The organism is Flavobacterium hibernum, assembly GCF_000832125.1.
In the GTDB taxonomy this organism is placed as follows: Bacteria; Bacteroidota; Bacteroidia; order Flavobacteriales; family Flavobacteriaceae; genus Flavobacterium; species Flavobacterium hibernum.
Map to the genome: position 1 here is coordinate 300747 of NZ_JPRK01000002.1, position 26395 is coordinate 327141.

Consider the following 26395-nt stretch of genomic DNA (forward strand, 5'->3'; position numbering starts at 1 on the left):
TAAGTTTAAAAGGTTAGCAGGATACCGGCAGTAATTACTTTAAGGGGCGGGAGAAAACCATAACTTGAAAATTCAGGGTCACCATCTTTGAATTTTGTGAAAGTCAGCAGATTCTGCCCCTGAAAGACAATCTTACAGCTGGTCTCCGTAAACTTTAGCGGCAGCTGATAGGTTAAAGAGATATTTTTTAGCCTAATGAAAGAGGAATCTGATATTAATGCATCGCTTTCAGAGAAATAAGAATCCGCATTTACAGCCACATTGTTGACACCGGTGGTGTAGACCTGATATGGCTTGATGTCACCAGCCTGCAGCCAGGCATCGGCAGTTCTTGCCGGCTGATTGGACATTGATCCAGCAGCCCCCATTGGTACAAGGCGGTTCTGCTGTTTTGCAAACTGGAACAGAAAATCCAAATTCCAATTTTTATACGACAGCTGATTCTGCAAACCCCCATAGTATTTTGGATTTAGGTTTACTGTTTTCTGCCTGTCTAAAGGATAAGAAATTTTGCCGTCCCCATTAAGGTCTTCGAATTCGTATATTCCCGTCTGCTGGTTGACTCCTTTGAGCTGATAAACCAATGCAATATTAAGAGGCTGACCAATTCGGTATCTCTGGCTGTAGGTTGAACTTTCAAGCCCAGGGAAAGAAACGAGCCTGTTCTTGGCGAAACTAAGATTAAAATTCGTCTGCCACTGGACGTTCTTGATTTTCAGGTTCAATGACCTCAAAGTTAATTCCAGACCTGAATTTTCGACTTCTGCGTTCAGATTCGCCTGAATGGAGGCAAAACCAGTGACACCACTAAGTGGTATGCCTACGAGCTGATTTGAAGAACGGTTGGAATACCACGATACGGTAGTAAAGATTCTATCATTAAAAAAACCCGTTTCAAGAGCCAGTTCCATTTTTTTGTTTATTTCCCAGCTAAAATCGGGGTTAAACAATCTTGAAGGCTGCATTCCTACGGTTCCGTTGTAATTAATTCCTGTTGTTGTATAGGTATTAAGATACTGGTAGTCTCCGATCTGGTCATTTCCCGTCGTTCCGTAACTGCCTCTGATTTTTCCAAAACTCAGCCATGTGCTGTTCTTGAGGAATTTTTCATTGCTGAAAAGCCATGCAAATCCTGCGGCTCCAAAAGATGCGAACTGCCGGCCGGGGCCAAAGCGGCTCGATCCATCTCGCCTTGCGGTTAGATTTATAATATATCGCTGCTGATAACTGTAATTTAAACGGGCAAAGAAAGCCTGGTAGCGATACACGGTCTCATCGTCACCGAGAACAGAAACAGTCTTAGCTGCCGCAAGATTATAAATTAGGCTGTTCGAACTAAACCCTGTGCCAGACTGATATAAGGCGCTGCTGTTCTGGTTTTGGAAAGTGGCTCCAATTAGCAATCCTAACTTCCCGAAATTAGCTTCCTTGTCCCAATTAAGCTGCGGCTCAACGATCCATGAAGACCTGCCAGTGATATTGCTAAACATGGAAGAGCGCGAGCTGCTAATGTTATAAATGGGATCATAAATTGTAGATGGGGTTGTTCTGGTTTCATTCGTTCTTAGGTCAGTGTATCCAAAATTGCTTTTGACAGTTAGCTCAGGCATCAATTTATATGACAGCACCGCGTTGGCGACTAAATCTTTTGTCTTGGCCTTAAATTGTGCATTTAGCATTGCGAGAGGGTTCTGCCAGGTCTGATTTTCCCAGTTTAAACTGCCGTCCGAATTATAAAGCGATGGCGCATTCGGAGCCAGCGTCTGTGCGGCATAAGTCAGTTCATTTGCAGGAAGGCTGCTATTTTGAATGTTGTATACGCCTGAGAAATTGATGTGAAACCTGTCGTCTTTTGAAGCATGATTTAAACTGAATTGCAATCCCCCTTTTTTATATTTGAAATCTCCGCTGTAAACAGTACTTTCCTGATGATAGTTTCCGCCGATGAGAAATTGTGTCTTTTCAGATCCTCCTGAAACAGACCCCTGCAGATCGTTGAGCTGTGAGGTGCCGCCCATCAGTTCTCTCTGCCAGTCAGTATTTCGATTCTGGTTCCAAGTTCCATTTATATCATAATCCGAAGTACCGTATTGTGGGATACCGTCATTTATGAAGGCCTGTTTTCGCATAGCCAGATATTGCTCTGTGTCCATCAGTTTCATGAATTTTGTGGCTTTTCCTGCTCCCGTTGAACTTGATACAGTGAACTTTGTACGTCCTGACTTTCCTTTTTTTGTGGTAATAAGCACGACGCCATTTGCACCTCTTGATCCATAGATGGAGGTAGCATCGGCATCCTTAAGCACTTCAATGCTTTCAATGGTTTCCGGGTTGATGCTGTTTAATGGGCTAGTGCTGCTAGGGTATATAGTGGATGTCTGCGAATATCCGATGGGATCTGATGCAAAAGGAACTCCGTCTATAATATAAAGCGGGTTATTTGCCGTTGTGCGCAGGCTATTCTGCCCTCTGATTTTAATGTCAAAACCGCCTCCTGGAACACCGGTAGTCTGGATTATGTTTACTCCTGCCATGCGTCCCTGCATTGTGGCCAAAACATTTGTCACGGGCTGGGTTTCGATATCCTTAGAGGTGATTCTTGCTATGCTTCCAGTCCGTTCGCTCTCTTTTACAGTGTAATACCCTGCATTTATCCTAACTTCCTGTAGAGTAGTGGTGTCATAGTGAAGCACAATGTCAATTTTTGTTCGGCTATTAACCGGAACGTAGACGGTCTTGAAACCTAAATAGGAAACGACCAGAGTATCTTGGGCAGACGCCTGAATACTAAAATGGCCATTGTAGTCTGAAATCGCGGCAGTCATGGAATCTGCCTTTAATGAGATGGTAACGCCGGGCAGGGGACTAGAGCCATCGGAGACAGTTCCCTGTATCTGATGCTGTTGGATTAAAGAGGTGCTGCGCCGCAGACTGCTTTTGGCGAATGACTGGGAGAAAGAGAGAAGAAAGCCTGTAAAAACAAGGCAATAAAAAGCTTTCCCACCCTTGAAAAATGAAAAAATATTCATAATATTGGATTGGTTAGTTGAACTTGGTTTTGATTAGCTAAAGTCCTCTACACTAGTTTAGTCGCTGCGGTAGGGGACTGCTTTTTTGAAGCAGCATTTGATGCCGCGCTTCAAATTATGTTATAAAAAGGCTATTTCATTGGCGCATTTATTAAGATTTCAAATATTAGATTGTGATTTTGCAGCCTGTGCCAAGGCATATGCTGGACCTGCTGCGCAATGACCCAGCCCTTAAACTAATTCAATGGCAATACCGTTTCAGGCCGGGCATTACAAAAACAGGACAATTATTCCATCATTGCTGACCTTTTTAAAGGTTAAACAAATGAGTGCGTTTCTTTTTAAACTGAGGAATTTGCTTTGTGAAGATGAGATTTGTCAAAAATAAAGAGGCGTGGGTACTCATCTTATTGCATCGGAGGTACTGGTATACCCATACGCGCGAATAAGCGAGCCCACGCCCTTTAAGGCGTGAGCATTTACACTTATCTTCCCGCGCGTACAAAAATTACCAGTTTTCCGATGCGGGTTCAAAGCGAATGCTTCAAATATTTTAATTAGAAGTATCGCAAATATATATAATCAATTACAAACATACTAAAATATTATGAAACTGGCACTATCGTGACAATAATATTTGTAAAAATTATCTTCTTTTGCTATAATGACTAAGGAAAATGGAAATCACAAAAGAGATTCAGATGAAACAGGTAAAGTATTTTTACTTGATAAATTCATCTGTAATTATATTTCCAGTAACTGGATTGACCCAAAAAAATCAGTTAATAAACTTAGTAAAGAATTAGGTGTTCATAGACACATTATTACAAAGATAAGAGATGTAGATGGTTATAGAATTCCAATGTCAACTTTGGCAATTATGTGTTTTTACAAAAAGATTTCTCTTTCAGACTTTTTTAAAATTATAGAGGATAAACACGGTTCAAAAATCAATGATGATTTTGTATCGAAGGCGAAAAAATAAAAGATAAAATTAACTTAATTCCAATTAAGAGATTATGGATAGAAACAATTCAATCTTAATAATTTTTGGTGTTTTGATTTTATTGATTGGTATTATTCTTAAACTTTTTATTGGTAGAAGAAGATTCTACCGTAGAAATGCTTTTGGGGGTGAGGGTTTCAAAAATTATCGGAGTTCAATATTAACTCCTTTTTTCGAAAATCTTATAAACATCTTAGCAGTTCTTTCCATTATTCTAGGAATAATTTCACTCGCATTTGCAAAATGGATGTCATAATACACTCTGTATAGTAGAAAGTAATTTGTGAAAAATTAAACGAAATACAAATAAGGATGCTGAACAAGCATCTTTTTTTATGCTTATAAATTAGTAAAACAGGTATTTGTACTGTCACAAATTATATTACAAAACTATTATTTTGTAGATTGAAATTGCACGATTTACGGAAAACCGTAAATATAAATACAAAGAGTATTCTAGGTTTGTCCAATTAATAATTGCGATAGGGAATAATATTCTTTAGCATAAAAACATTAATAATTAATATGGAATTTCACGAAAAAACACTCGAGCTAAACATAACGCACGAACTTCTTAACCTTGCTGATAGCTATTTTTGGTTTCTAAGAGATATTCCGTTGTGGGACTACTGGAGACCAGCACATCGAATACCTTTTTTTAATGTTCCAAAGTCTACTGCGGGAGGGTTTCATATTACAACTGAAGGAAAGGATGATCCAACTGGAAATGCAGGCGGCGGATTTGATGTAAGAATAAAATCGGGCAGTGGCGGCCATCTGCTTTTTATACAATACAAAAAAGGAGATCTGCAAACTTCAAGCCCGGATCCTAAAAGTGAATTCAGCAAGACCCCACATGATCATTTTAAATTTAAGATAAATTCGACGAGCACGAATCAGCATTTTGTGCTTCGCAATCTTGCCAATGGCATAGGAGGCGATAAGGGCAATGCGGTAGTATATGCTTTTCCTCTGATCGAAGATATGGCTGATTTGGAAGCCAATGCAGGGAATTTAATTCGAAAAACAAAGTTTGTTTCTGTTGCAGATATTGATGATCAGGCAAAAAGGCAAACTCCAAAGGTGTCTTTTAAAAAAAATAAAGAACATAATTTCAGGGTAGGGAAATTTGACATGAGTCGCTGCGAAGTAAATTATTTCTATTTTTTCTTTGGAGGAATAGACAGGACTCCAGAAATAATTGCAGATGTAATAGGAGTAAAAGTTCATCAAGCTTTAGAATCCTTCTTAAAATCTATCGAAAACATTGATGGGCAAAGTGATGCCGACAAAGATTTTATAGCATTTCAGCTTAGAGAATCCTTTATTAGATATTTAAGATATCTGCTTCATTATTTTGAAGTTTCCCCAGCCAAACTATACGTGGGTTTTTTAGATAACTACGCAGATTATTTTTATCCAGGCGAATTTGCATCCTATGATAATCAGCAAAGAGATATTGATATTTTGAATGAAGTATTCAGAGGGCTAAGTGAATTCGAAAATTTCATTGCAAAATTGAATTCTAGAGAAGAAAATTTAAGCAGTAAAAATGTACCGCGATATTTTACAGAATTCTTGTTGGACACTAGAGAAAGCGATGTGCTAAATATCAGCTTTGAGGGTGAGGAATCGAAAGAGATTATCGAAGGAATCAGTTATCTTTCAATTTAGATTTGTATGATTTATCAAGAGACAGAAAAATATATGCATAAAAAACTTGCAGAATAGTTTTTAATGCGGAATTATTCTGATAACTAAAACATTGGCAGAAATTGAATCCAATAATTTTCAAAATTTTATAAACTATATGAAAACAAGTATATGGCAGAATTCGCACAGCGGAAAACAGCCAATTAGAGTCCTAAAACATAATTTAACAGCTAGACTTGAAGCTCGTAATAAAAAATACATAGAATCCCTGCAATCAGATTACCGTCTTCATCAAGAAATTCTGTACCATGCAGAGAACTTGCCTCTTCTAAATGGACAAATGCCATTCATAAATGACAATGGGTTAATAAATATACATGAAACATTTTTATCCTATGTGTGGATTAACTGCTACTATTTTTATGTGCTGCATGAAGAGAAATATGCGATTCCAAACCTGATTGCGCAGGGTAAAATGGAAAGCAGACCATATAGCGCTGAGCTTTTAAGTGAAGCAGAGGACCTTTTCAGGTATGCACTCACTTTGGTTAAGGGTTTCACAGATTGGGATAAAGATGTATTGCCTAACCCTGAATATTTTGACGAGGAAAGTCCGCAGGGCAATTACATTCTGCATGTCAACGATTTATTTGTAGAGGTATTAAATTTTATACTTTATCATGAAACCGCCCATGCGGAGTTAGAGCATATAAAAAAAGTTCAACTAAACCAATTGGAAAATGAAGAAAGGAAGCCACTAGAAATTGAAGCCGATTCACGAGCAATCCAATTAATAATGAAGAATTCCACAAGCAGGCAAAAAGCCGAAATTGCGGTTGTTATGGGGCTAGCCTCTATGCTGTTTATAAAGAATTCCTTAAAGGGAGGAAGCACCCATCCTGATGTGGACCAGCGTATAGAAAATGCTATTGAAATTCTGCAGCCATCAGCTGATAGTGAAATATGGACAACATTGTGCTTGTTTCTTAAAGCGTGGGATTTGCAGTATAACTTTGGACTAATTGAAAACTCGAATTGTAAAACCATCAAGGACGTTTTCTATGATTTACTGCAACAAGCCAAAACATTGTAATAATAATGCATTATTGACTAAATAGTTTATATAGATGATAAAATCAGATAAAGAAATTGCAGATTATTTAGGTAAAAACGGCGAAATTTTCTGCGAGGAATTACACAATCGAAGCCATCATTTTTTTCGGACTCTTCCCCATAGTTATTTTGCAATTGCCTGTGCAATTTCATTAAGCTGGACCGGACATGCAAAATATGATGATGATTTTGTATTATATGCCTCGGCATATATTGACGCGGCAATACCAAAAGATACGAAAATTGCAAAAGTATACAGTCTCAGGTTCGGTGAAGAAGGATTAGATACAGCACTTACAAATTTTAGAATATATCTGAACAGGGTAAAGGGTATTATGCCGGATTTTGATCATTGCTCTATTCAGGATATAAATGTTCTGCAGCAAAGGCTTCTAAATAAATTAAGTCAGTTGAGGGACAAAGGGGAGGTTGTAGGTATTGGTCCATGGCTGTTTTTAGGCGCGTTCAAAATTATATTGGAGGATCAGAAGCGGTTTTGGCAAAATGATGGAATTGATGCAATAGTAATGCCTACCGGATTGGAGGTAGATAGAGGCATTATGCGTTTAAAGAATGAGGGGTATTCCTTCATGAAGGATTTCGACCTGCATTGGCTGGAAGAAAATAAGGGGACACTTTCCGATAATTACGCCACGTGCATCATGGTACATTCCCATATATCAGAGTGAGCACCGATGAGCAGGCTGAGAAAGGCTTCTCGCAGCGCAATCAGGAAGAGATGCTTAGAAAGTACTGCAGCATCAACAGAATTCAGATACGCAATGTGATCTACGAAGACCATTCGGCAAAAACTTTCAACAGGCCGCAATGGAAAAAATTTCTCGCCGACATAAAAAAGCACAAAAATAAAATAAGCCTGGTTCTTTTTATGAAATGGGACAGGTTCAGCCGCAATGCGGGCGATGCTTATCAGATGATAAATCAATTAAGGGTTTTAGGGGTCGAACCGCAGGCAATTGAACAGCCGTTAGATTTAAGCGTTCCGGAAAACAAAATGATGCTCGCCTTTTATCTCGCTGCGCCTGAGGTTGAAAACGACCGCAGGGCATTAAATACGTTTCAGGGGCTAAGAAGAGGAAAAAAAGAGGGCAGGCATATGGGGATGGCGCCTTACGGTTATACAAATAAGGTAACCGAAGATGGAAAAAAGTACATTGCAGTTGTGGCGGAAAAAGCTGCGAACGTAGTTTGGGTATATGAACAGATTGCTAAGAATATTTTCAGTACCGAATCAATATATCAGACTGCCAAAGAAAAGGGCATGGGAATCTCCAAGAATAACATGTGGCTGATTATAAGAAATCCGCTGTACTGCGGAATGATAGTAGTTCCAAAGTATCGCGATGAGGAGGAAAGGCTTGTTAAGGGGCAGCATGATGCAATAATCAGCCAAGATCTGTTCTATAAAGTTCAGGATATACTCAACAGTAAAGCACGGACCTACAGGCCAAAAATCAAGACAATTGAGAATTTTCCGCTCAGGGGCTTTTTTGTCTGTCCTGAATGCGGGCAGAAATTGGGAGGCAGCAAGTGCAGGGGGAGAAGCAGAGACTACTACTATTACCACTGCGATAAATTATGCAAGTGGAGGGTAAATTCCGAAATGGCCAATAGTGTATTTAAAGGGCATTTAAATAAGTTCAAGCCTTTGGTCGAAGTAAGAAAATTATACAGTGCAGTTCTGCTTGAAGCATACAGAGAACATACAGGATTAGTTATAAATGAGAAAAAGAAATCCTTGGAACAGATTGGGGTTTACGAAAAAAAACTGGCTGTTGCCAGAAACCTGCTGGTTACCGAGAAGATAGATGCCGATGACTATCATTTAATGAAGACAGAATACAATGCTGAGATCAGCAGGCTTGAAAATGAGATTGGAAATGTGGATGAAGACAGAGCCAATATTGAATCTTTAATGAACACAGGACTGCAAAACCTAATAAAACTCGGCGAGGCCTTTGGTGACGGGTCTTTAGTGGATTCCAGAGAGATAATCGGTTTAATTTTTCCTGAAAATTTCACATTTCAAAACAATAAAATCCAAACCGGTAGGGTCAACGAAATGTTCAAGTGTATCTATCTGGTAAACAATAGATTACGGGCAAAAAAAAACGGAACAAAAGATGATATTTTTCTTTTGTCCCGAGTAGTGACCTCTACGATACAATTTACAAACCGCCATCTTTTGGACGATTTAAAAGCGCTTTCGAGTATAAATAAATTGAATGATAATGTGCTTGAATGCAGTTGCTTAAGTGTTGCGGCTTAAAAGTTTTTTCTTATTTTGGGTTTAAAATTCGCAACATAAATCGCATAAATTTCTTACAGAAATTTAAAGAGTACAATTGGGTACAATAAAAATTGTACTTGTAGAGATTTTTAGGTATTTGTTCCTTTGTTTGAAACTAAATCATAAAGTTCTGTTTCAAATTAAAAATAATATGAATACAGTAAAAGTGTATAATGAATTATAAAAATAAATGATGAGTGATGATGTAGTAACAAAAGAAGATTTAAAACAGTTTAGTCTTCTTTTATTGGATAAAATAGAAAGCCTTTTAGAGAAATCTAGTTTTGTAAAAAGCGAGACAAATGATCCTGAATGGATTAAAAGTAAGTCAGTGAGAAAATTACTTGATATTTCAGCTGGTTCGGTTCAGAATCTTAGAACTACTCAAAAAGTGCGTTTTAAGAAAGTGCTTGGTTCGTATTATTATAATAGAGTGGATCTTGAAAAACTTTTTACAGATGAAAAAAGATAGTGGATTAAAACAAAGAAATATTATGAGTTACTTATCGATGTATATTGATGATCCCCAACTTAATGTCTGGCATTTATCAATTTTGACAGCGATACTGGGGTTAGGGTATAGGCAGGGGCAGAGTAAGAGGATAAAAGTCAGTCGTAGCAAAATTATGGAGTTGTCGCACGTGAACACGTTACCGACTTATCATAAGTATTTTAAACAGCTTCAGGATTTAGGATACATTAAGTACACTCCATCTTATCATCCCGGCTATAAAAGTGAAGTAAAACTATGTAAGAAGAGGTTGTCTCTGAATATTTGAGACAGCCTCTTTTAGTTTAGAATACACTTTGAAATTATTTATCAAGAAGGAATGTTGTATTTCTTTTTAATTGCCTGAATTTCTTTTTCCAGCCTGCTGAGAACTGCTAGGTCTGGCTTGGACATTTTGGATTCAGTTTTATTTAATTTCTTGTTCAGAATTGACATTTCACGTCCAATTGTTGCCTGCTCTGTTATCGCGTATGCTTCAGTCTGTTTTACTGATGCATGGCCTAGAAGTTCTTTAACTACGTTTATAGGAACGTTATTGTTAAGTGTGACAGTACTGCCAAATGTGCGCCGGGCTATGTGAGTATTAAGTGTAAATGGAAACCCACACAAGACCGCAACCTCTTTAAGGTACTCATTCATTTTCTGATTCGATGAGACAGGCAATACAGATTTGCGCTGTATACATAACGGATGCTCTTTATATTTTTCAACTATTTGCAGTGCCTGAGGAAGAAGTGGTACATTGGTGGTGGAATTTGTTTTCTGTCTTTCAGACATAATCCATAAATTGCCGTCAATGCCCTCTTTTATATCCGTTTTCTTTAATTGATAAGCATCGATGTAGGCCAGTCCAGTGTAGCACTGGAAGACAAAAACATCCCTTACGACATTGAGCCTGTCCGTTGTGAAATAATGCCTTTCTAGTTCATGCAATTCCTGAGCGGTGAGTGGTTTTTTTACCAGTTTTGTTTTACGTCCTTTAAAGTTCTTAAAAGGATCTTTAGTGATTAATTCCTTATCGATCGCGCGGATGACAATCTTTTTGAAATTTGCAATGTATTTAAGGGTGGTGTTATTACTGCAGTCGCGCACGGTTCTAAGGTAAAACTCAAAATCCTTAACAAACTCGAGATTCAAATCCGCAAATTCAAGGTCATCTTTTTTAAGTTTGAATTTGATAAAAGCGGTTAAATGGTTTTTAGTGATTGTAAATCTGTCAAGAGTACCTTTTGCATAGCCTCTTCCAAGCAGCGCTTCCATTTCGTCATTATGCTTTTGAAATTCTTCCAGCACCTTAATCTTAGGTGCTGATCTTCCCAGAACCTCGTCCATAATTTTCTCAGCGGTTATAAATTTGCCGCTGTACATCATTTCGGTTTTGATTTCATTGATTTTTAAAGTCAGGGAATCCAAAAAGAAGTTTATCGACTTTGCATCTTCCTTTGACCCGACTGCTCTTTCAAACCTTTGATCCCATCGTGTATTATCCCATTTTCTTTTAGTTGAACTTTCCTTACGGATACCGTCAACAGTGATTCTGAAATATACGATCCATTCTTTACTTTCTATTTTGGGTCTTTTTAAAAAGAATCCCAAACCAAAACTGCTTTCCAACATAATCCTACTTTTTAAATTAATAAATGTAGAATAATATTACTGCCAAATCAAGTCGTTAACCTCGTTAACCCCTGTATTATAAGGGATTTTTGCGGTTTCTGGTGCACTTTTCTGCGTGCCTGAAAGTGCACCGATTCTGCACCTTTAATTTTGTGAGCTTTTATAAATATTGAAAAAGGTCTAAAACGAAAAAAACCTGCAAATAGTTGAATTTACAGGTCTTCAGACATTTTTTATGGCTTTTTGAAAAGATTGAAAACTTTAAGTTTTCAGGCTTTTCGGCCTTTCCGTGGGGAGAGCAGGATTCGAACCTGCGAAGTTTTCACAGCAGATTTACAGTCTGCCCTCGTTGGCCGCTTGAGTATCTCCCCGATCTCAGCGTAAGTGCGCTTTGTTGTTCTAAGCGGTTGCAAATATAGGAACGTTTTTCATGTTTACAAACAAAAAAACAGATTAATTTAAAGTTATTTTAAAGTTGTTTTTTAATTCATTGGAATTGAATAAAATAAAAAATATCGATATAGGAAGTTTTTTAGTATCGCTTTTAAAAGTAGGATTATTTTTATAGTTGTTTAGCGAGGCTAATTCCAATTTTAAATCTAAAAGCCTGAAGATTTTTTTTTTGATGAATTAAGAATAAAAATTATTAAAAACAATCAAAATAATATTCTTTATTAAGTTAGGTTTTTTGCTAATAATGAAACGACGTCATTTTCTCTTATAAGAGTATAAAACGAATTTTTAGCGGAGTAAGTAATAATAAACTGGTTAAGTGTCAATTGTACTTTTTTTTTTACTTTACGTGGCTCTGTTTTGGCTTCCTTTAAGTTATTGTATAAAACAAAAAAATCTCCACTAGGGAGATTTTTTTATTTTATTCTGAATATGGATTATTTAGCTAAAAGCTCTAATATTTTTGCTCTCAATTCAGGACCTCTTAAGTCTTGAGCAACTACTTTTCCTGATGCATCAAGAATAAAAGTTGCTGGAATAGATTCTACTCCGTATTGTTTAGCAATTGGTTCTTCCCAGAATTTCAAATTAGAAACATGTGTCCAAGTTAAACCATCTTTTGCAATTGCTTCTTTCCATTTGCTCGCGTCTTTATCTAAAGAAACTCCAATGATATTTAAACCTTTTGAATGAAGCTCTTTATAGATAGCTACAACATTAGGATTTTCTTTTCTGCATGGTCCACACCATGAAGCCCAAAAATCTACGATAGTTACTTTTCCTAAACTTTCTTTAAGTGAAACTACTTTTCCTTCTGGATTTGGAGCTGAAAACTCTGCTCTTCAGTTTGGGCTACCAACAGGAGGAGCTGTTGCACCAACTGCAGGCATTTTCAATTGACCAAGTTTAGTTTTAATTTCTTTACCAGGAGTACTGTTTTTTAAAGACTCGTCTAAAGAGTTGTATAAAGCTTCTGCTTTTTTAACGTCAGTACTTGGGTCATTAACCATACTTTGGATAATTAAAGCAGAGATATATGCTTTTGGGTGACTTTCAGCGTAAGCTAAATATTTCTTTTTAGAATTAGCTTGAACTTCAGTTTGAAGAGTCATGTATTGTTTCATCAAACCGTTGATAGTTGCAGTATCTTGAGCTTGTTGAGCTTGTTGCATTTTTTGAGTATTTTTCTTTTGAAAATCAACTAAACTTTTTTGAGTTTTAGTCATATCCTCGTTGAATTTTGTGTACTCATCATTATTGTAAGTTCCAGAAATTTTAGATTTGTGGATACTATCTTTATCAATAGCAACTTTAATTTCTCCAGTTTCTAATATAAATGGAATTGGTCCATTTGCACCTTGAAGAATTAAAGTATGAAAAGCTGGCTCAGTTACTTTACCTTTTATTTCAAATTTTCCGTTTTCAACTTTTACTGTGTCAAGAGCTAATGGCATTTTTGTAGTTGGGTCTTGACCTTGAAGAATGATAGTTTTTCCGTTTTCAATTCCAGTTGCAGTACCAGTAATTAGGTATTCTCCGTCTTTAACTTTGCTGCATGAAATAATCGCTACAGAAGCAGTTAGTAAAAAAAGTATTTTTTTCATTATAAAAAATTAATTAGTTAATTGATTTGTGCAACAAAAGTATCTAAAATTATAAAACATCAACAATTTTGTAACCTAAAATTTTGTTATAGTTTTTTAAGTTATAATTCGCATGTAATCAATGTGTTTGCTAGGTTTATTTAGTTTAAAACTCTTAAATATATTGTTATAATGAATTTAAATAGATAATTTTTTAATTTTTGAGCATAAAAAAAGCACTCTAGCGATAGAGTGCTTTTGTAAATATTTTTGAATAAATCTATTCTTGATTTGTTTTCTTTCTCCAAGTAAAAGAGTTCAAAATGTGTCTTTTTGCGAATCTTCCAGGAGAATCAGCATTTACCATTTTCACGTAAGTAGCTTTAGGAACACTAATGTATTCGTAAACGCTTCCGTTAGAAAAATCGATAATTAAACGACCTTCAACAAATTTATAATCAGTAATTGATGAAGTTGCGATAGTTTCAGTATATTCAGGTAAGTTTGCTTTAATCGTTTCAGGATTAATGCTTACCAAAAAGTGATAAGCTTCGATGATAGCTTTACTTTTTTCTTCTGCTTCTTTTAAACCAGCGTCATCACCTTGAAATTTATCAGGATGAGATTCTTTCATCGCATTACGATAGATTGTTTTTAAATCTTTTAATTCAGCAGTTTTGTCTACGTTTAGTAACTTGCGGTATTCAACTATTTTTTTCATAAATAAAGGTAACTACTTGTCTATTAGTTTGAAATTGAAATTAATTGTTCAAAAAGACAAATTTTTTGCAAAGGTACACTTTTTTTTAACTTTTTAGTTTTGATCGAAAAAATATTCATAAAAAGTTATTTGTTAAATGTTTGATGCGAGAAGTAAAATGTAATACGAAATGGTTTTTACCGCAAAGAGCGCGAAGTTATATAATTTATTGGGTTTTAATAAAAACGCAATCCCGAAGCCTCGGGACGCAAAGCTTTGTGTTGATTAGCTTTGCGAACTCTGTGTTTTCTCAATATAATATTTAGTATAATTCTTAGCGAGCTTTGCGGTAAAAATCTCATCTTAACCTAATGCTATTTATCCTCAGGTTTTTGATTCGCTTTATGAAAGTTTTTCGATTTCTTCGGGTATTTATCATAACTAATATCGCTTGGGTTTTCTATCACAGATTTAATAGTAATTAAGTCACCTACGACATGATTAGCTTGTACCATTTTATAGTCTAAAAGGTAAGCTCCACAAAAATAATTATTGTTTTCATCTTTTTCTATGATGCCGGTATAAACCCCTTTTTGCAACATTTTTTCTTGTGAATCTTTAGACATGGCTTTTTTATTTTAAAATTGAAGTTGCAAAGTTAATCAATTTATGTTTGTTTTAGGGAGTTCTTGACAATCTCAGTATATTTGCACATGCAAAAAAACTTCAAGCCACATCCTAATTCGTTTAAAAATACCTTTTGCGTATTTAATGAAGTGCTTTCAAATGAAATAGAAGGTTTAAAGAAACAGTTTGAAAGTAAAGCCGGAAGTGCCTATTATTACACCGAATCTGGTATGTATCGAGTTTCGAATCATTGGGGAAGATTAGCAAACAGCAAATGGCGTTTGATTGCGATGGAACCGGAAACACCATCGAAAACCAAAATAGGTTTTGCAAGATGGAATGAATTTTATCCTGATAATGCTGAAGAGAAGTTGTATTATATTGATGTAAATTATGATAAAAATACAGTGACTTATCAGCATAAAAAAAATCCTGAGTTCGACAATAAAGCAATACTGAGAACTAGTTTTGAAACGACAAAAAAAATTAAACAAATTAGAAATCTGCAACAATTAACTTCTTGGGCAAAGCATTTTGATTATGAAAGTATAGATGATTTACGAAAACAAATCATAACCGAATTGATTTTTACCGAGAAAACTTTAGACGAAATAAAAAGAGAAATATAATGGGACGCAACAACGAAAGGAATATCAAAAAGCACAATGACAAATTGCACAAAGCCCAGAATAAAGTGAAACAGGCTGAAATTGCAAGAAAAGAAAAGCTAAAAGAAATTATTAAAAAATTCAACGAAGACAAAAAAGAAGAATAGAAAATGTTTTGCCTCGAATTTCACGAATTAGCACGAATTATTTTTTTTAAAATTTTGTGTTCAATACAAATTAAAATTAGTGCAATTCGTGCAATTCGTGGCGAAAAAAATATATAAATATGAAATTTGAAAATTTAAAAGCAAGTGTGCAGGAAATTATAGACCTAATTGCTGCAAAAAACGATAGAGAAGCCAATAACAAATTGCTCGAAGTAAATGAAACTTTAGACGAAATGTTAGATCATGCAGAAGAAGACGAAGACTTAAGAGAAATAAGCAGATATCAGGTTTTATTGAATCAATTGCATGTTAAGATTAACGGCGAAGAGCAAGTTGATGGAGAATAAAAAATGCTTTTGTGATACAGGATTGTTATTTGATAATTGCTGTGGATTATATCTGCAAAACAATCAAAAAGCACCAACAGCATTGGCATTGATGCGTTCTCGTTACGCTGCTTACGCAACCCATAATGGTGATTATTTGTTAGAAACAACTCATGTTTCGGAAAGGCAATATTACTCGAAAGCCGAAATTTTAAAATGGGCTATTTCTAACAAATGGCAAAAATTGGAAATTTTAAGTTTTACTGAAAATACTGTTGAGTTTAAAGCCTATTTTTTAGATGCTAATCAAAAACCACAGACACATTACGAGTTTTCTACTTTTAAATTCGAAAACGGCGCTTGGTTTTACCTTGATGGAAAGTTTGAATAATTGATAAAATTATAAGGGAATTCAACCTATTTTGTTTTAATACTTTAACTAAAAATTAATAAACGTTTCTTTTTTCATAATTCTAAAATAGCGTAATTTTAGAATTATGAAAAATGAATTTAAAAAAGGTTTTTATTTTAAGACGTACGAAGCCCCATTTCAGTCTCCGTTTGAAAAACTTTTTGGCATTTTCAAAGAGTTAATCACCCATACTTCGGGCGATTTTGATGAAGCTATAGACTGGCTTCGGGAGTTGGATAAAGAATACAAACTTACCGACGAAAACTACGCAATCGATGATTTTATCGAAGATTTAAAAAAGAAAGGTTACATAAAAGACGAGGTTAAAGAAGATGGAACTGGAGGTTTTGGAATCACTGCTAAAACAGAACGCGCTATCAGACAACAAGCCTTAGATCAGATTTTTGGAAATTTAAAGCGTTCCGGAACAGGAAATCACAAAACCAAACATGCCGGAAATGGCGACGAACATACTGGAGAATTTCGTGAATTTAATTTTGGAGATGGTTTAGAGCGTATTTCGTTAACAGAAAGTCTTCGAAATGCTCAAATTAATAATGGTGTTGAAAGTTTCATGCTGACCGAAAATGATTTGGTTGTCGAGGAAACACAATACAAAGCCCAAATGAGTACGGTTTTGATGATCGATATTAGCCACAGCATGATTTTATACGGCGAAGACAGAATCACGCCTGCAAAAAAAGTGGCAATGGCGCTGGCAGAATTAATCACAACCCGTTATCCAAAAGATACGCTTGATATTTTGGTTTTTGGAAACGATGCCTGGACAATTCCCATTAAAGATTTACCGTATTTGCAAGTTGGACCATATCATACCAATACAGTTGCGGGATTGCAATTAGCAATGGACATTTTGCGTAGAAAGCGAAACACCAACAAGCAAATCTTCATGATTACTGACGGAAAACCTAGTTGCGTTCGCGAACGTGATGGTTCCTATTATATGAATAGTAACGGACTGGACGAATATATTGTAGATAAATGTTATACGCAGGCGCAACAAGCAAGAAAATTACATATTCCGATTACAACTTTTATGATTGCAAATGATCCATATTTGCAGCGTTTTGTGAATCATTTTACGGAAGCAAATCAGGGAAAAGCATTTTACACAGGACTTAAAGGTTTGGGCGAAATGATTTTTGAAGATTATGAAACGAATAGGAAGAAAAGGGTTCGTTAATTTTTTAGGTTCAAAGGTTCAGAGCGACAGAGGTTCAAAGGTTTTATCGTAGAGGCGCACAGCAGTGCGTCTTAGCAAAGGAATTCCACAATTCATTCCATCCGCAAAAAAAAATATATATATATATAAATAAATTGATATTTCAATAAAATGGAAATAAAAAACATAAACACATTAGGTCAATTAAAAGCCTCAGGATATAAAAGCATAAGTATAAAAGACGAATTGCGTAATAATCTTCGCGAGAAAATCAAATCCGGAAAACCTGTTTTTGAGGGGGTTCATGGTTTCGAAAATACCGTAATTCCAGAATTAGAACGCGCCATTTTGTCTCGTCATAATATAAATTTACTTGGACTTCGTGGTCAGGCAAAAACGCGTTTGGCACGTAAAATGGTAGAATTATTAGACGAATATATTCCGTTTGTAACGGGATCAGAAATCAATGACGATCCTTTAAATCCAATTTCGCGTTTTGCTAAAGACATTATTGCCGAAAAAGAGGATGAAACTCCAATATCGTGGTTGCATAGAAACGAACGTTTCTTCGAGAAATTAGCTACGCCAGATGTTACCGTTGCCGATTTAATTGGAGATGTTGACCCAATAAAAGCTGCGAACTTAAAATTATCATATGCAGATGATCGCGTAATACATTTTGGGATGATTCCGAGAGCGAACCGTTGTATTTTTGTAATTAACGAATTACCAGATTTACAAGCCAGAATTCAAGTAGCGTTGTTTAATATTTTGCAAGAAGGGGATATTCAAATTCGTGGATTTAAGTTGAGAATGCCGTTAGATATGCAATTTATATTTACAGCAAATCCCGAAGATTATACCAATCGTGGTAGCATTGTAACTCCTTTGAAAGATAGAATTGGTTCTCAAATTCTTACCCATTATCCTGAAAGTGTTGCAATTGCAAGAACCATTACAGAACAAGAAGCTAAGCTTGATGAAACGCAACACAGATTAGTATATGTGCCAAGTTTAGCCAAAGATATTTTGGAGCAAATAAGTTTTGAAGCTCGTGATAGCGAATACATCGACAATAAAAGCGGTGTAAGTGCGAGAATGAGTATTACTGCTTTCGAGAATTTAATGAGCACGGCAGAACGCCGAGCTTTAAAAGCCGGAGTAGATAAAACTACTTTACGTTTGTCTGATTTTATTGGTATAATTCCCGCCATTACCGGAAAAGTAGAATTGGTTTATGAAGGAGAGCAGGAGGGAGCCGCCGCCGTAGCGCAAAACCTAATTGGTTCGGCAATTCGAACATTGTTTCCAACGCTTTTACCTAAGATTGAAAAGCTGGAAAAGCAAGGTGAAAAAACACCATATTCTGATTTAATAGAATGGTTTTTTGCCGAAAGTGGTTTCGAGCTATTAGACGATGCTTCGGATAAAAAATATCAAGCTATTTTAGACGAAGTAACGCCGTTAGAAGTTTTAATTAAAAAGTATCAACCACAATTAGATAAAAACGATCAATACTTCTTCAAAGAATTTATTTTGTGGGGATTGGTTGAATATAAAAAATTAAGCAAAGACCGTTTTGCACAAGGACATCAGTTTAAAGATATGTACGGAAGTTATATTAGTAAGTTATAAATTATGAATTATTAATTATTAATTGTGAATTATAAGTTATTCTGGTCACGTTTAACCCGACAGGTTTTAAAAATCTGTCGGGTTTATTGTTTTTTGTCATTTCGACCGCAGAGAGAAATCACATTGGAAATTCCGCAATCAAAATTCTCAATCTTTGTCAAGTTAAGAGTGAGATTTCTCTCTTCGGTCGAAATGACAAGATTGTACGAAACCTGTCTGGTTTATTTTATACAATTGTTTTATTATTTCTAAAAACCCCATTACCAGTTTTATTTCATCTACCTTGCTCCGTTGGCTGTATTTGCAGTTTTCCCAAAACAAAAATGGAAAATGGTTTCGAAGATTTGATTGCAAGTTATATTGAAAATAAAGTTGGAATATCGGAGCATTTTTTAAGTCCGGAGTTAGCGAATCATTTAAAGCAAAATTTACTCAATTTAAACAAGGAAAGCTTGTTGAAGGCCGCAGGAATTGGAAATTCGGAGAAACTCTCTTACGATGGAGCGATTAGAAGCGATTCTATTTATTGGCTGGATAAGAAACATAACAATGTTTTTGAAAATGAATTCTTTGCGCAAATAGATGCTTTTATTATTTACTTAAATGAAAGTTGTTACGCCGGAATTACAGGTTATGAGTTTCATTATTCTTTATATGAAACAGGAGATTTTTATTTAAAACATTTAGATCAATTCAAAAATAATCCAAGTCGAAAATACTCCATGATTAGCTATCTAAATAGTAATTGGCAGGAAAGTGACGGTGGAGAATTGATGATTCATCAGGAAAATAACAATCAGAAAATTTCGCCTACTCAGGGTAAAACGGTCTTTTTTAAAAGCAACGAATTAGTTCACGAAGTTTTAGTAACTCAAAACACCAGAATGAGTATTACGGGTTGGTTGAAAAGTGATTGATTTTTTTAAATAAGAGTTTTACTTGATAGAATTTTACCGCAAAGCGCGCAAAGTTTTTTTATTAACACTGCTTAATAAAAAAACTTTGCGCGCTTTGCGGTAAATTTTAAAAGCATCTTATAAATATTGACTTTTTAAAAAGTATAAAAAGATAAACCTTATTTTTGATTCGCTAATAAAGAATTAAAATGGAGAAGAATTATATCCTGGAACTTGATGGCAGAAATATCGGTTATACAAAATTCGAATATGCAGATCCGCCAATGGGTGTAATTCATGGGAAAATTATATTTAACGAGATTACTTCGCCATATGATTTTTTTAAAGATCACTGTTTAAAATTTAATGTTCAGATAAATTCAGATTTCCCTGAAGACAAGTTTATTGATACTGTAATAATTCCTCAGTTAAAAGTATTTTTAGAAAATGGAGATCAGTTGCAAGGTTGGGGTGGAGCTATCGCTGGTATGGATACTGATTTTGAAATCCAATTTGGAGGTATTACTTCTGAACTAATGCAATCAGAGTTTAAGCATCATTATGTGAATTATTATGGTCACGAATGAAAACCTGAAATAGATAAACACTATTTTTGCATTCAAAATTTAATCTTATGCTGTTTCTTGTTTTAAGTATACTTTGTAGTGTAACTGTGGGTGTTATTTTTAAGATAACCCGAAAATACAATTCAAATCCAACACAAATTGTAGCTTTTAATTATGTTGCGGCTCTTGCACTTTGTTACTTTACTTATGCTCCAAATTTAAAAGAAGTAGATGCCAACGCGCCTTGGAACCTGTATATTGCCATTGGAGTCTTGCTGCCTGTTGTTTTTCTTTTTCTTGTGGCTTCTATTAAACATATGGGAATTGTAAAAACAGATGCTGCGCAACGATTATCTCTTTTTATTCCAATATTAGCGGCTTGGTTTATTTTTAAAGAAGAGTTTAATACTTATAAAATTATCGGGATCGTAATTGGTTTTATAGCGCTTTTATTCATCTTAAGAAAACAGTCCCAGAATAATGAGAATAAATGGATCTTTCCCACGATTGTTTTAATAGGTTTTGGAATCATTGATATACTTTTTAAGCAAATAGCAATTTATACTACTTTGCCTTATCCAACTTCCTTATTTGTAGTTTTTTGTATCGCTTTGACTGTTGCAATTTTAATTTCTGTTTATGAAATTGGAATAAAAAATGTAAAATTAGAATCTAAAAATATCCTTTGTGGAGCTTTAGTCGGAATCTTTAATTTTGGAAATATTCTATTTTATTTAAAAGCTCATAAGGCTTTCGCCGAAAATCCCTCCACAGTTTTTGCCGGAATGAATATGGGAGTTATCGTATTAGGAAGTCTTGTTGGTTTACTTTTCTTCAAGGAAAAATTATCCAAATTAAATTACATAGGGCTCTTTTTGGCATTAATTGCCATTGTTTTTATCGTTATGTCTCAATTTTAAGTACTTTTTTTTAGTTTGTAAAACCTTTGTTTTCAGGTGTTTTTAAATTATTTTCTTATTATCTAAAAATAAACTCGACTAATTCTATAGAATTTATAAAATATATTTATAGATTTGCAATAACAATGGAAAACTGTAGTCTATATATCATCCCGTTCATGTGCAACTTCACGATGTGTTGCATGTCGAACTATGCGATGAAATGGCGTTAATAGAGAAAGTACTTGTTAGTTATTTTTTTTTTTAGCCTTTCATGCACCATGAAAGGCTTTTTTTTAGAACTATTAAAAAATGAAGAAATGAGATCGAATAGAAATATAAATAGTATGATGCAAAGCTGTTTGATGAAAATACCGTGTTGCAGTTCTTATTTACAAGAGATTTTCAATAATTAAAAGATAAAATAAATAACCCCCAATTTTAAAAAGACATATATTATGAGTACAGAAATTATCAAACAGAATCCCTTTCAATCAATGATTGACCGTTTTAATATCGCTGCCGACATTCTTAATTTAGATGAATCGATTAGGCAGAAATTGCAACGTCCGGAAAAACAAATCGTAGTTAATTTTTCGATTACATTAGACAATGGAAAAATTCAAAACTTTGAAGGGTATCGTGTCATTCACAATACAGCTTTAGGGCCATCAAAAGGAGGAATTCGTTACGATACCGCCGTAAATCTGGATGAAGTAAAAGCATTAGCGGCCTGGATGACCTGGAAATCTGCTGTAACCGGAATCCCGTTTGGAGGTGCAAAAGGTGGAATTATTTGTGATCCAAGAAAACTTTCTAAAGCGGAATTAGAAAAAATTACAAGAGCTTACACAAAAGCTTTATCTGATATTTTTGGACCAGAAAAAGATGTTCCCGCACCAGACATGGGAACTGGCCCTGACGAAATGGGTTGGTTAATGGATGAGTTTTCATTAGTTCACGGTAAAACAATTCATGCTGTAGTAACAGGGAAACATTTGCATTCAGGAGGTTCGCTGGGTAGAGTAGAAGCAACAGGAAGAGGTGTAAGCATTATTACCTTATTAGCACTTCAAAAACTAAAACTTAGACCGGCAAAATCTACAGTAGCAATTCAGGGGTTTGGAAATGTTGGATTACATTCGGCTTTGTTTCTATACGAGAAAGGATTGAAGATTGTTGCTGTGAGCGATGTTTCTGAAGCTTTTTATAATCCGGAAGGGTTAAACATACCAGAGTTGATTTTGTATTATAATTTGAATAATAAAAACATTAAAGGATATCCAAATTCAGTTGCAATCAAACACGAGGAACTATTATTGCTAGACGTTGATGTCTTGATTCCTGCGGCAAAAGAAGATGTAATTACACAAAAAAATGCCAATGCTATTCGCGCCAAAATTATTGTAGAAGGTGCTAATGGTCCAGTTTCTTCAGATGCTGATAAAATATTGCATGACAACAATGTTTTGGTTGTTCCTGATATTTTGGCAAATGCAGGAGGGGTAACCGTTTCGTATTTTGAATGGCTTCAGAATTCACTTTTAGAATCATGGAGAATTCATCAGATTAATACTCGATTAGAAGATATTTTACAAAAAGGTTTTGAAACTGTTTTTAGAATTGCCGCTAAGCATAATGTTACACCACGTATTGCTGCTTATGTAATTGCTTTACAAAAAGTAGCCGATACTCAGGCAATAAAAGAAGTTGCCTTAGAAGCGCCAAAATTTAAGCAGAATTAAAATATAGGTTTTAAAATTAAGAGATTATTTTCATTGGTTAACGCTATCATTTTTAATCTAAAAAAGAAGTGTTAATTGATGAAAATATCTTTGTTTTTTAATTTATAATGAATTGTATTTTAGTTTTTTACAAATAAATAAAGTAATTTTTAAGATGGAACATATTAATTTTCTAGCTTTCGCAATGCCTGCCTTTTTCCTTTTCTTGTTTTTGGAATATAAATTAGCGGAACGTAAAAAAAGACCAGAAATTTTTAATTATGAAAGTTCAGTTTCAAATATTAGCATTGGAATTGCCGAACGATTAATCAACCTGTTTATTGCTGCAAGTTTCTATCAGCTCTATTATTTTATATACAACAATTATAGAATATTTGATATTCCCAGTACAATTTTTGTGTGGTTTGCCTTAATTCTGGCCACAGATTTTGTTTGGTATTGGTATCATCGATTAGGTCATGAAGTCAATTTTTTCTGGGCGGCACATATTGTACACCATCATAGTGAAGAGTTTAATTTTACGGCTGCAGCCAGAATAACTACCTTTCAGGCTATTGTTAGAACCGGATTTTGGTGCATTTTGCCCTTGATAGGATTTCATCCGTCTATGGTAATTACAATGCTTATTGTTCATGGCGCATATTCGTTTTTTACGCACACTCAACTTATTGGAAGAATAAAATGGTTGGAGTATGTTTTTGTAACACCATCTGTTCATGGTGTTCATCATGCTTCTGACGAAAAATATTTAGACAAAAATTATGGTGATATGTTTACTTTTTGGGATCGACTTTTTGGAACTTTCCAGGAGGAAGAAGAAAAACCAAAATACGGGTTAACGCATCCGCTAAAAAGCTACAGTTTTTTGTGGCAGCATTTTCATTATTACTTTGAAATTTATGAATTAATGAAACGTTCACAAGGTTTTAAAGCCAAATGGAATGCCGTTTTTGGAAGTCCCGCAAATATGGATCAGGATATTCGGCCAATATTAGAAAAGCGTTTTTTACAAGATAAAGCCAATCCGCACCAAAGACTTCGATTCAAGAATTACCTTTATATTCAGTTAGGAGTTTGTACCTTGTTTTTAACCGTTTTTACGTACTATTTTGAGTATTTAAATGCAACTGATAAAGTTTTTGTTTTGTTTTTTATTCTGATCACATTAGTAAATTGTGGTGCTTTATTAGAACAGCGAAAATGGATTTATTATATGGAATATGCACGTATTTTTATTGTAACAACCTATTTTTTATACGTAGAAAATTTGATTTCCTTTTTCTTTGTTCCGCTGGCAATTATGATTTTTGCGGAGCAATTATTTTCACTTAGTACACGATATCAAAATGTAGTACTTCAATTAGAAATTTCAGAATAATTTTTTTGCCACAGATTAAAAGGATTAAAAAGATTTATTTAGTTATGTTTTTTTGCCACGAATTGCGCAAATTTTCTCTGATTTTTATGCTGTAAATTGATAAAAAGAATTTGTAAATATTTGTGTAATTAGTGGCTACTCTTTTTAATAAAGATACTCTACATAAAAAATCTTTTTTAATCCTTTTAATCTGTGGCTATAAACTTTTTTAAATCGTTTTTATTGCCATAATTTTCTCTTCAAAAGTATCTTTAAAATCTGATTTACTTTTAATTCTGGTCTTGTATGTGTAAATTGTAGCTACAGAAAGTTCCAAAAATTCCGCCATTTGATTGCTGTCTTGAATTCCTAATCTATACAATGCAAAAATGCGTAGTTCAGTATTTAAAAGTTCTCCTTTTTTGACAATGCATTTATGATCGTTTGGGAATAAATGATTGAAATCTGTTACAAACGTTGGAAATAACTTCAGGAAGATTTCATCAAATTGATGAAACAAGTTCTCGCGTTCTTCCTTAACATTATAACGTTTTAAACTTGCAATAACTTCATCAGTTTTCTTAGTGATGATCTTATGCAAAGTGCTTTTCTGGATATGATCTATTTTATTAATAAATGCTGAAGTTGCTTTGATAAAATACGTAATATATTCTTCCTTTATTGCATTGGCTTCACTCAAACTAATATTCATTTCCTGAAGTTGAGCATACGATGAAGCCATTATTTTTCTGGCTTTATTTCTTTCCTTTAATTGTTTAAAAATTATAATCGAAAACAAAATAATAATCACCGTCAAAATCGTCAATAAAATGATGATTCTCTCCAGTTTATCATTTTTCTCTTTTACATTATTCAATTGCGCTTTTTCGATAATAGGCAAAATCGACGAAATTTCAATTTTGCGATGTCTGGCATTATAAAAAGTAGCATCGTCCATTGCAATGTTGATATATTCATTTGCTTTGTCCAAATAACCCATTTTAAAGAGCTCGTTGGCTAAGTTTCTTAGCGCAACAGTTTCTTTTGTAGCATTTTTAACATCGGCAATTGCCGCTAATGCTAAATACTGAATTGCTTTTTTTGTATATCCTCTCTCAGAATAAATATAACCTAAACTCGAAGTTGCAATACCGTAATAATCTGGAGGAAGTTTATAATTATTAATCCAATAACTAAAAGCAAATTCCGCACCGCGCCAGTCTTGTTGTTTTAATCTTTTTAAACTTTCGGCAGCCCAATATTCGTTGGTATTGGTACCAATTAAAGCTAAAGCTTTTTGCAGAAAATGATTTCCTTGTTGTATATAATGAATATTAAAACGCTGGTCTTTATTATAATCGGCTAAATCATAATAAGCGCGGGCTTTTATAGAATAATATTCGAATTTATTTTTAAGATCAAGCTTTTTGTCATCGATAACATTCAAAGTATCGATTGCTTCTTTAAAAAGTCCCGACGAAAGTAATACAAAACCCTCTTTAATTCGGCTTTGGGCTAAATATTTTGGTTCTTTTAAAACAATTGCCTTGATTTTGGCTTGTTCCAAATAATAATAAGCAGAGTCGTATTTAAAGGATTTATATTCATCAAACAACTTCATGTAGTTATCATATAGTTGCTCATTGTTTTGGCTCAAGGTAAACTTAGATACATTTTTTTTCAGTGCTTCTATTTTTCGATATTTCTGTTTTAAGTAAATATCTTTCTTAAGGAGCACATTATCTAATTCTTCTAAAACAGGATTTGTCTCTTTTGCAGCCAGAGAAAAACCAGCAATGAAAAAATATAGAATTAAGATTCTTCGCATGTTTTGATTTGGTTTAGGGGATAGAAAATATTTTGGTTCTGTTGGTTTTAATCCTTTATATAATTCAAAATTAGTTTAAGAGTTGTTGATTAGCAACTTTTAAATATTGGTTTGTTTTTGTTGTTCTATTTCTTTAAAACTTTGAAATGTAGACGGAAAGTAGTCTCTAA

Annotated in this window: 23 protein-coding genes, 1 tRNA gene and 1 pseudogene; 17 read left to right on the forward strand and 8 right to left on the reverse strand. The window is 34.5% G+C overall.

Features of this window, described 5'->3' with window-relative positions:
- Positions 1-5: 5 nt before the first annotated feature.
- On the reverse strand, positions 6-3029 hold the full coding sequence (locus IW18_RS01320) for a SusC/RagA family TonB-linked outer membrane protein (RefSeq protein ID WP_041515760.1): 3024 nt from the start codon (positions 3027-3029) through the stop codon (positions 6-8).
- A 664-nt stretch (positions 3030-3693) separates the two neighbouring features.
- Between IW18_RS01320 and IW18_RS22565 the strand changes: the two genes are divergently transcribed.
- The 6 genes from IW18_RS22565 to IW18_RS01350 all read left to right on the forward strand — a co-directional run bounded on the left by IW18_RS22565 (position 3694) and on the right by IW18_RS01350 (position 9584).
- Positions 3694-4014: a helix-turn-helix domain-containing protein gene (locus IW18_RS22565; RefSeq protein ID WP_052480038.1), complete on the forward strand. Its 321-nt coding sequence runs from the start codon at positions 3694-3696 to the stop codon at positions 4012-4014.
- Positions 4015-4560: 546 nt separating this feature from the next.
- Complete coding sequence (locus IW18_RS01330) at positions 4561-5709, forward strand: hypothetical protein (protein WP_041515761.1); 1149 nt, start codon at positions 4561-4563, stop codon at positions 5707-5709.
- Between the two features lie 136 nt (positions 5710-5845).
- Positions 5846-6781 carry a phage exclusion protein Lit family protein gene (locus tag IW18_RS01335; RefSeq protein ID WP_041515762.1) on the forward strand — a complete coding sequence of 312 codons (936 nt, stop codon included), beginning with the start codon at positions 5846-5848 and terminating at the stop codon, positions 6779-6781.
- Between the two features lie 34 nt (positions 6782-6815).
- Positions 6816-7490, forward strand: coding sequence for a hypothetical protein (locus IW18_RS01340; RefSeq protein ID WP_041515763.1), 675 nt, complete (start codon positions 6816-6818; stop codon positions 7488-7490).
- The gene (locus tag IW18_RS01345; protein WP_240475521.1) at positions 7487-9091 is read left to right on the forward strand and encodes a recombinase family protein; all 1605 of its coding nucleotides are present in this window, start codon (positions 7487-7489) and stop codon (positions 9089-9091) included. The genes IW18_RS01340 and IW18_RS01345 overlap by 4 nt, the downstream gene beginning before the upstream one ends.
- 211 nt (positions 9092-9302) lie before the next feature.
- On the forward strand, positions 9303-9584 hold the full coding sequence (locus IW18_RS01350; RefSeq protein WP_052480039.1) for a hypothetical protein: 282 nt from the start codon (positions 9303-9305) through the stop codon (positions 9582-9584).
- A 348-nt stretch (positions 9585-9932) separates the two neighbouring features.
- On the opposite strand, the gene IW18_RS01360 is transcribed toward IW18_RS01350, so the two are convergent.
- The 6 genes and pseudogenes from IW18_RS01360 to IW18_RS01385 all read right to left on the reverse strand — a co-directional run bounded on the left by IW18_RS01360 (position 9933) and on the right by IW18_RS01385 (position 14602).
- Entirely contained in the window at positions 9933-11240 is a 1308-nt protein-coding gene (locus tag IW18_RS01360; protein WP_041515765.1) for a site-specific integrase, read from the reverse strand.
- Positions 11241-11530: 290 nt separating this feature from the next.
- Positions 11531-11611: transfer RNA gene (locus IW18_RS01365), tRNA-Tyr, on the reverse strand.
- Between the two features lie 519 nt (positions 11612-12130).
- Positions 12131-12517 (reverse strand): annotated as a pseudogene (locus IW18_RS23130) (peroxiredoxin family protein); the annotation flags it as partial.
- Positions 12518-12535: 18 nt separating this feature from the next.
- On the reverse strand, positions 12536-13297 hold the full coding sequence (locus IW18_RS01375; protein WP_041515767.1) for a DUF4369 domain-containing protein: 762 nt from the start codon (positions 13295-13297) through the stop codon (positions 12536-12538).
- 259 nt (positions 13298-13556) lie between these two features.
- Positions 13557-13997 carry a KTSC domain-containing protein gene (locus tag IW18_RS01380; RefSeq protein WP_041515768.1) on the reverse strand — a complete coding sequence of 147 codons (441 nt, stop codon included), beginning with the start codon at positions 13995-13997 and terminating at the stop codon, positions 13557-13559.
- Positions 13998-14350: 353 nt separating this feature from the next.
- Positions 14351-14602: a hypothetical protein gene (locus IW18_RS01385; protein ID WP_041515769.1), complete on the reverse strand. Its 252-nt coding sequence runs from the start codon at positions 14600-14602 to the stop codon at positions 14351-14353.
- A gap of 87 nt (positions 14603-14689) precedes the next feature.
- Here IW18_RS01385 and IW18_RS01390 point away from each other — a divergent pair, with 87 nt between their 5' ends.
- From IW18_RS01390 to IW18_RS01435, 11 genes are all read left to right on the forward strand, one after another.
- A complete protein-coding gene (locus IW18_RS01390) occupies positions 14690-15232 on the forward strand; it encodes a hypothetical protein (protein ID WP_041515770.1) in 543 nt (180 codons plus the stop codon).
- The gene (locus IW18_RS23135) at positions 15232-15378 is read left to right on the forward strand and encodes a hypothetical protein (protein WP_089075917.1); all 147 of its coding nucleotides are present in this window, start codon (positions 15232-15234) and stop codon (positions 15376-15378) included. The genes IW18_RS01390 and IW18_RS23135 overlap by 1 nt, the downstream gene beginning before the upstream one ends.
- 119 nt (positions 15379-15497) lie before the next feature.
- The gene (locus IW18_RS01395) at positions 15498-15725 is read left to right on the forward strand and encodes a hypothetical protein (protein ID WP_041515771.1); all 228 of its coding nucleotides are present in this window, start codon (positions 15498-15500) and stop codon (positions 15723-15725) included.
- Positions 15715-16095 (forward strand): YchJ family protein, encoded by a 381-nt coding sequence (locus IW18_RS01400; RefSeq protein WP_041515772.1) that lies wholly within the window; start codon positions 15715-15717, stop codon positions 16093-16095. Before IW18_RS01395 ends, IW18_RS01400 begins: the two co-directional genes overlap by 11 nt.
- A 106-nt stretch (positions 16096-16201) precedes the next feature.
- Positions 16202-17320 carry a vWA domain-containing protein gene (locus IW18_RS01405; protein ID WP_041515773.1) on the forward strand — a complete coding sequence of 373 codons (1119 nt, stop codon included), beginning with the start codon at positions 16202-16204 and terminating at the stop codon, positions 17318-17320.
- 150 nt (positions 17321-17470) lie between these two features.
- Positions 17471-18934 (forward strand): AAA family ATPase, encoded by a 1464-nt coding sequence (locus IW18_RS01410; RefSeq protein WP_041515774.1) that lies wholly within the window; start codon positions 17471-17473, stop codon positions 18932-18934.
- A gap of 323 nt (positions 18935-19257) precedes the next feature.
- Entirely contained in the window at positions 19258-19851 is a 594-nt protein-coding gene (locus IW18_RS01415) for a 2OG-Fe(II) oxygenase (RefSeq protein WP_041515775.1), read from the forward strand.
- A 188-nt stretch (positions 19852-20039) separates the two neighbouring features.
- The gene (locus IW18_RS01420; RefSeq protein ID WP_041515776.1) at positions 20040-20417 is read left to right on the forward strand and encodes a hypothetical protein; all 378 of its coding nucleotides are present in this window, start codon (positions 20040-20042) and stop codon (positions 20415-20417) included.
- A gap of 47 nt (positions 20418-20464) precedes the next feature.
- A complete protein-coding gene (locus tag IW18_RS01425) occupies positions 20465-21316 on the forward strand; it encodes a DMT family transporter (RefSeq protein WP_041515777.1) in 852 nt (283 codons plus the stop codon).
- A 437-nt stretch (positions 21317-21753) separates the two neighbouring features.
- Positions 21754-23040 (forward strand): Glu/Leu/Phe/Val family dehydrogenase, encoded by a 1287-nt coding sequence (locus tag IW18_RS01430; protein ID WP_240475522.1) that lies wholly within the window; start codon positions 21754-21756, stop codon positions 23038-23040.
- Between the two features lie 154 nt (positions 23041-23194).
- The gene (locus IW18_RS01435; RefSeq protein ID WP_041515778.1) at positions 23195-24418 is read left to right on the forward strand and encodes a sterol desaturase family protein; all 1224 of its coding nucleotides are present in this window, start codon (positions 23195-23197) and stop codon (positions 24416-24418) included.
- Between the two features lie 208 nt (positions 24419-24626).
- Here the strand turns inward: IW18_RS01435 and IW18_RS01440 are convergent, their stop codons facing one another.
- The gene (locus tag IW18_RS01440) at positions 24627-26225 is read right to left on the reverse strand and encodes a DUF6377 domain-containing protein (RefSeq protein WP_041515779.1); all 1599 of its coding nucleotides are present in this window, start codon (positions 26223-26225) and stop codon (positions 24627-24629) included.
- Between the last annotated feature and the right edge of the window lie 170 nt (positions 26226-26395).

Bases quoted from the DNA above. Each gene is read 5' to 3' on its own strand.
- IW18_RS01440 (WP_041515779.1), bottom strand. From the start codon at position 26,225: ATGCGAAGAATCTTAATTCTATATTTTTTCATTGCTGGTTTTTCTCTG.
- IW18_RS01425 (WP_041515777.1), top strand. From the start codon at position 20,465: ATGCTGTTTCTTGTTTTAAGTATACTTTGTAGTGTAACTGTGGGTGTT.
- IW18_RS01335 (WP_041515762.1), top strand. From the start codon at position 5,846: ATGAAAACAAGTATATGGCAGAATTCGCACAGCGGAAAACAGCCAATT.
- IW18_RS01360 (WP_041515765.1), bottom strand. From the start codon at position 11,240: ATGTTGGAAAGCAGTTTTGGTTTGGGATTCTTTTTAAAAAGACCCAAA.
- IW18_RS01340 (WP_041515763.1), top strand. From the start codon at position 6,816: ATGATAAAATCAGATAAAGAAATTGCAGATTATTTAGGTAAAAACGGC.
- IW18_RS01380 (WP_041515768.1), bottom strand. From the start codon at position 13,997: ATGAAAAAAATAGTTGAATACCGCAAGTTACTAAACGTAGACAAAACT.
- IW18_RS01330 (WP_041515761.1), top strand. From the start codon at position 4,561: ATGGAATTTCACGAAAAAACACTCGAGCTAAACATAACGCACGAACTT.
- IW18_RS01320 (WP_041515760.1), bottom strand. From the start codon at position 3,029: ATGAATATTTTTTCATTTTTCAAGGGTGGGAAAGCTTTTTATTGCCTT.
- IW18_RS01435 (WP_041515778.1), top strand. From the start codon at position 23,195: ATGGAACATATTAATTTTCTAGCTTTCGCAATGCCTGCCTTTTTCCTT.
- IW18_RS01390 (WP_041515770.1), top strand. From the start codon at position 14,690: ATGCAAAAAAACTTCAAGCCACATCCTAATTCGTTTAAAAATACCTTT.
- IW18_RS01385 (WP_041515769.1), bottom strand. From the start codon at position 14,602: ATGTCTAAAGATTCACAAGAAAAAATGTTGCAAAAAGGGGTTTATACC.
- IW18_RS01430 (WP_240475522.1), top strand. From the start codon at position 21,754: ATGAGTACAGAAATTATCAAACAGAATCCCTTTCAATCAATGATTGAC.
- IW18_RS01375 (WP_041515767.1), bottom strand. From the start codon at position 13,297: ATGAAAAAAATACTTTTTTTACTAACTGCTTCTGTAGCGATTATTTCA.
- IW18_RS01415 (WP_041515775.1), top strand. From the start codon at position 19,258: ATGGAAAATGGTTTCGAAGATTTGATTGCAAGTTATATTGAAAATAAA.
- IW18_RS01410 (WP_041515774.1), top strand. From the start codon at position 17,471: ATGGAAATAAAAAACATAAACACATTAGGTCAATTAAAAGCCTCAGGA.
- IW18_RS01420 (WP_041515776.1), top strand. From the start codon at position 20,040: ATGGAGAAGAATTATATCCTGGAACTTGATGGCAGAAATATCGGTTAT.
- IW18_RS01405 (WP_041515773.1), top strand. From the start codon at position 16,202: ATGAAAAATGAATTTAAAAAAGGTTTTTATTTTAAGACGTACGAAGCC.
- IW18_RS01400 (WP_041515772.1), top strand. From the start codon at position 15,715: ATGGAGAATAAAAAATGCTTTTGTGATACAGGATTGTTATTTGATAAT.
- IW18_RS01395 (WP_041515771.1), top strand. From the start codon at position 15,498: ATGAAATTTGAAAATTTAAAAGCAAGTGTGCAGGAAATTATAGACCTA.
- IW18_RS23135 (WP_089075917.1), top strand. From the start codon at position 15,232: ATGGGACGCAACAACGAAAGGAATATCAAAAAGCACAATGACAAATTG.
- IW18_RS01350 (WP_052480039.1), top strand. From the start codon at position 9,303: ATGATGAGTGATGATGTAGTAACAAAAGAAGATTTAAAACAGTTTAGT.
- IW18_RS22565 (WP_052480038.1), top strand. From the start codon at position 3,694: ATGACTAAGGAAAATGGAAATCACAAAAGAGATTCAGATGAAACAGGT.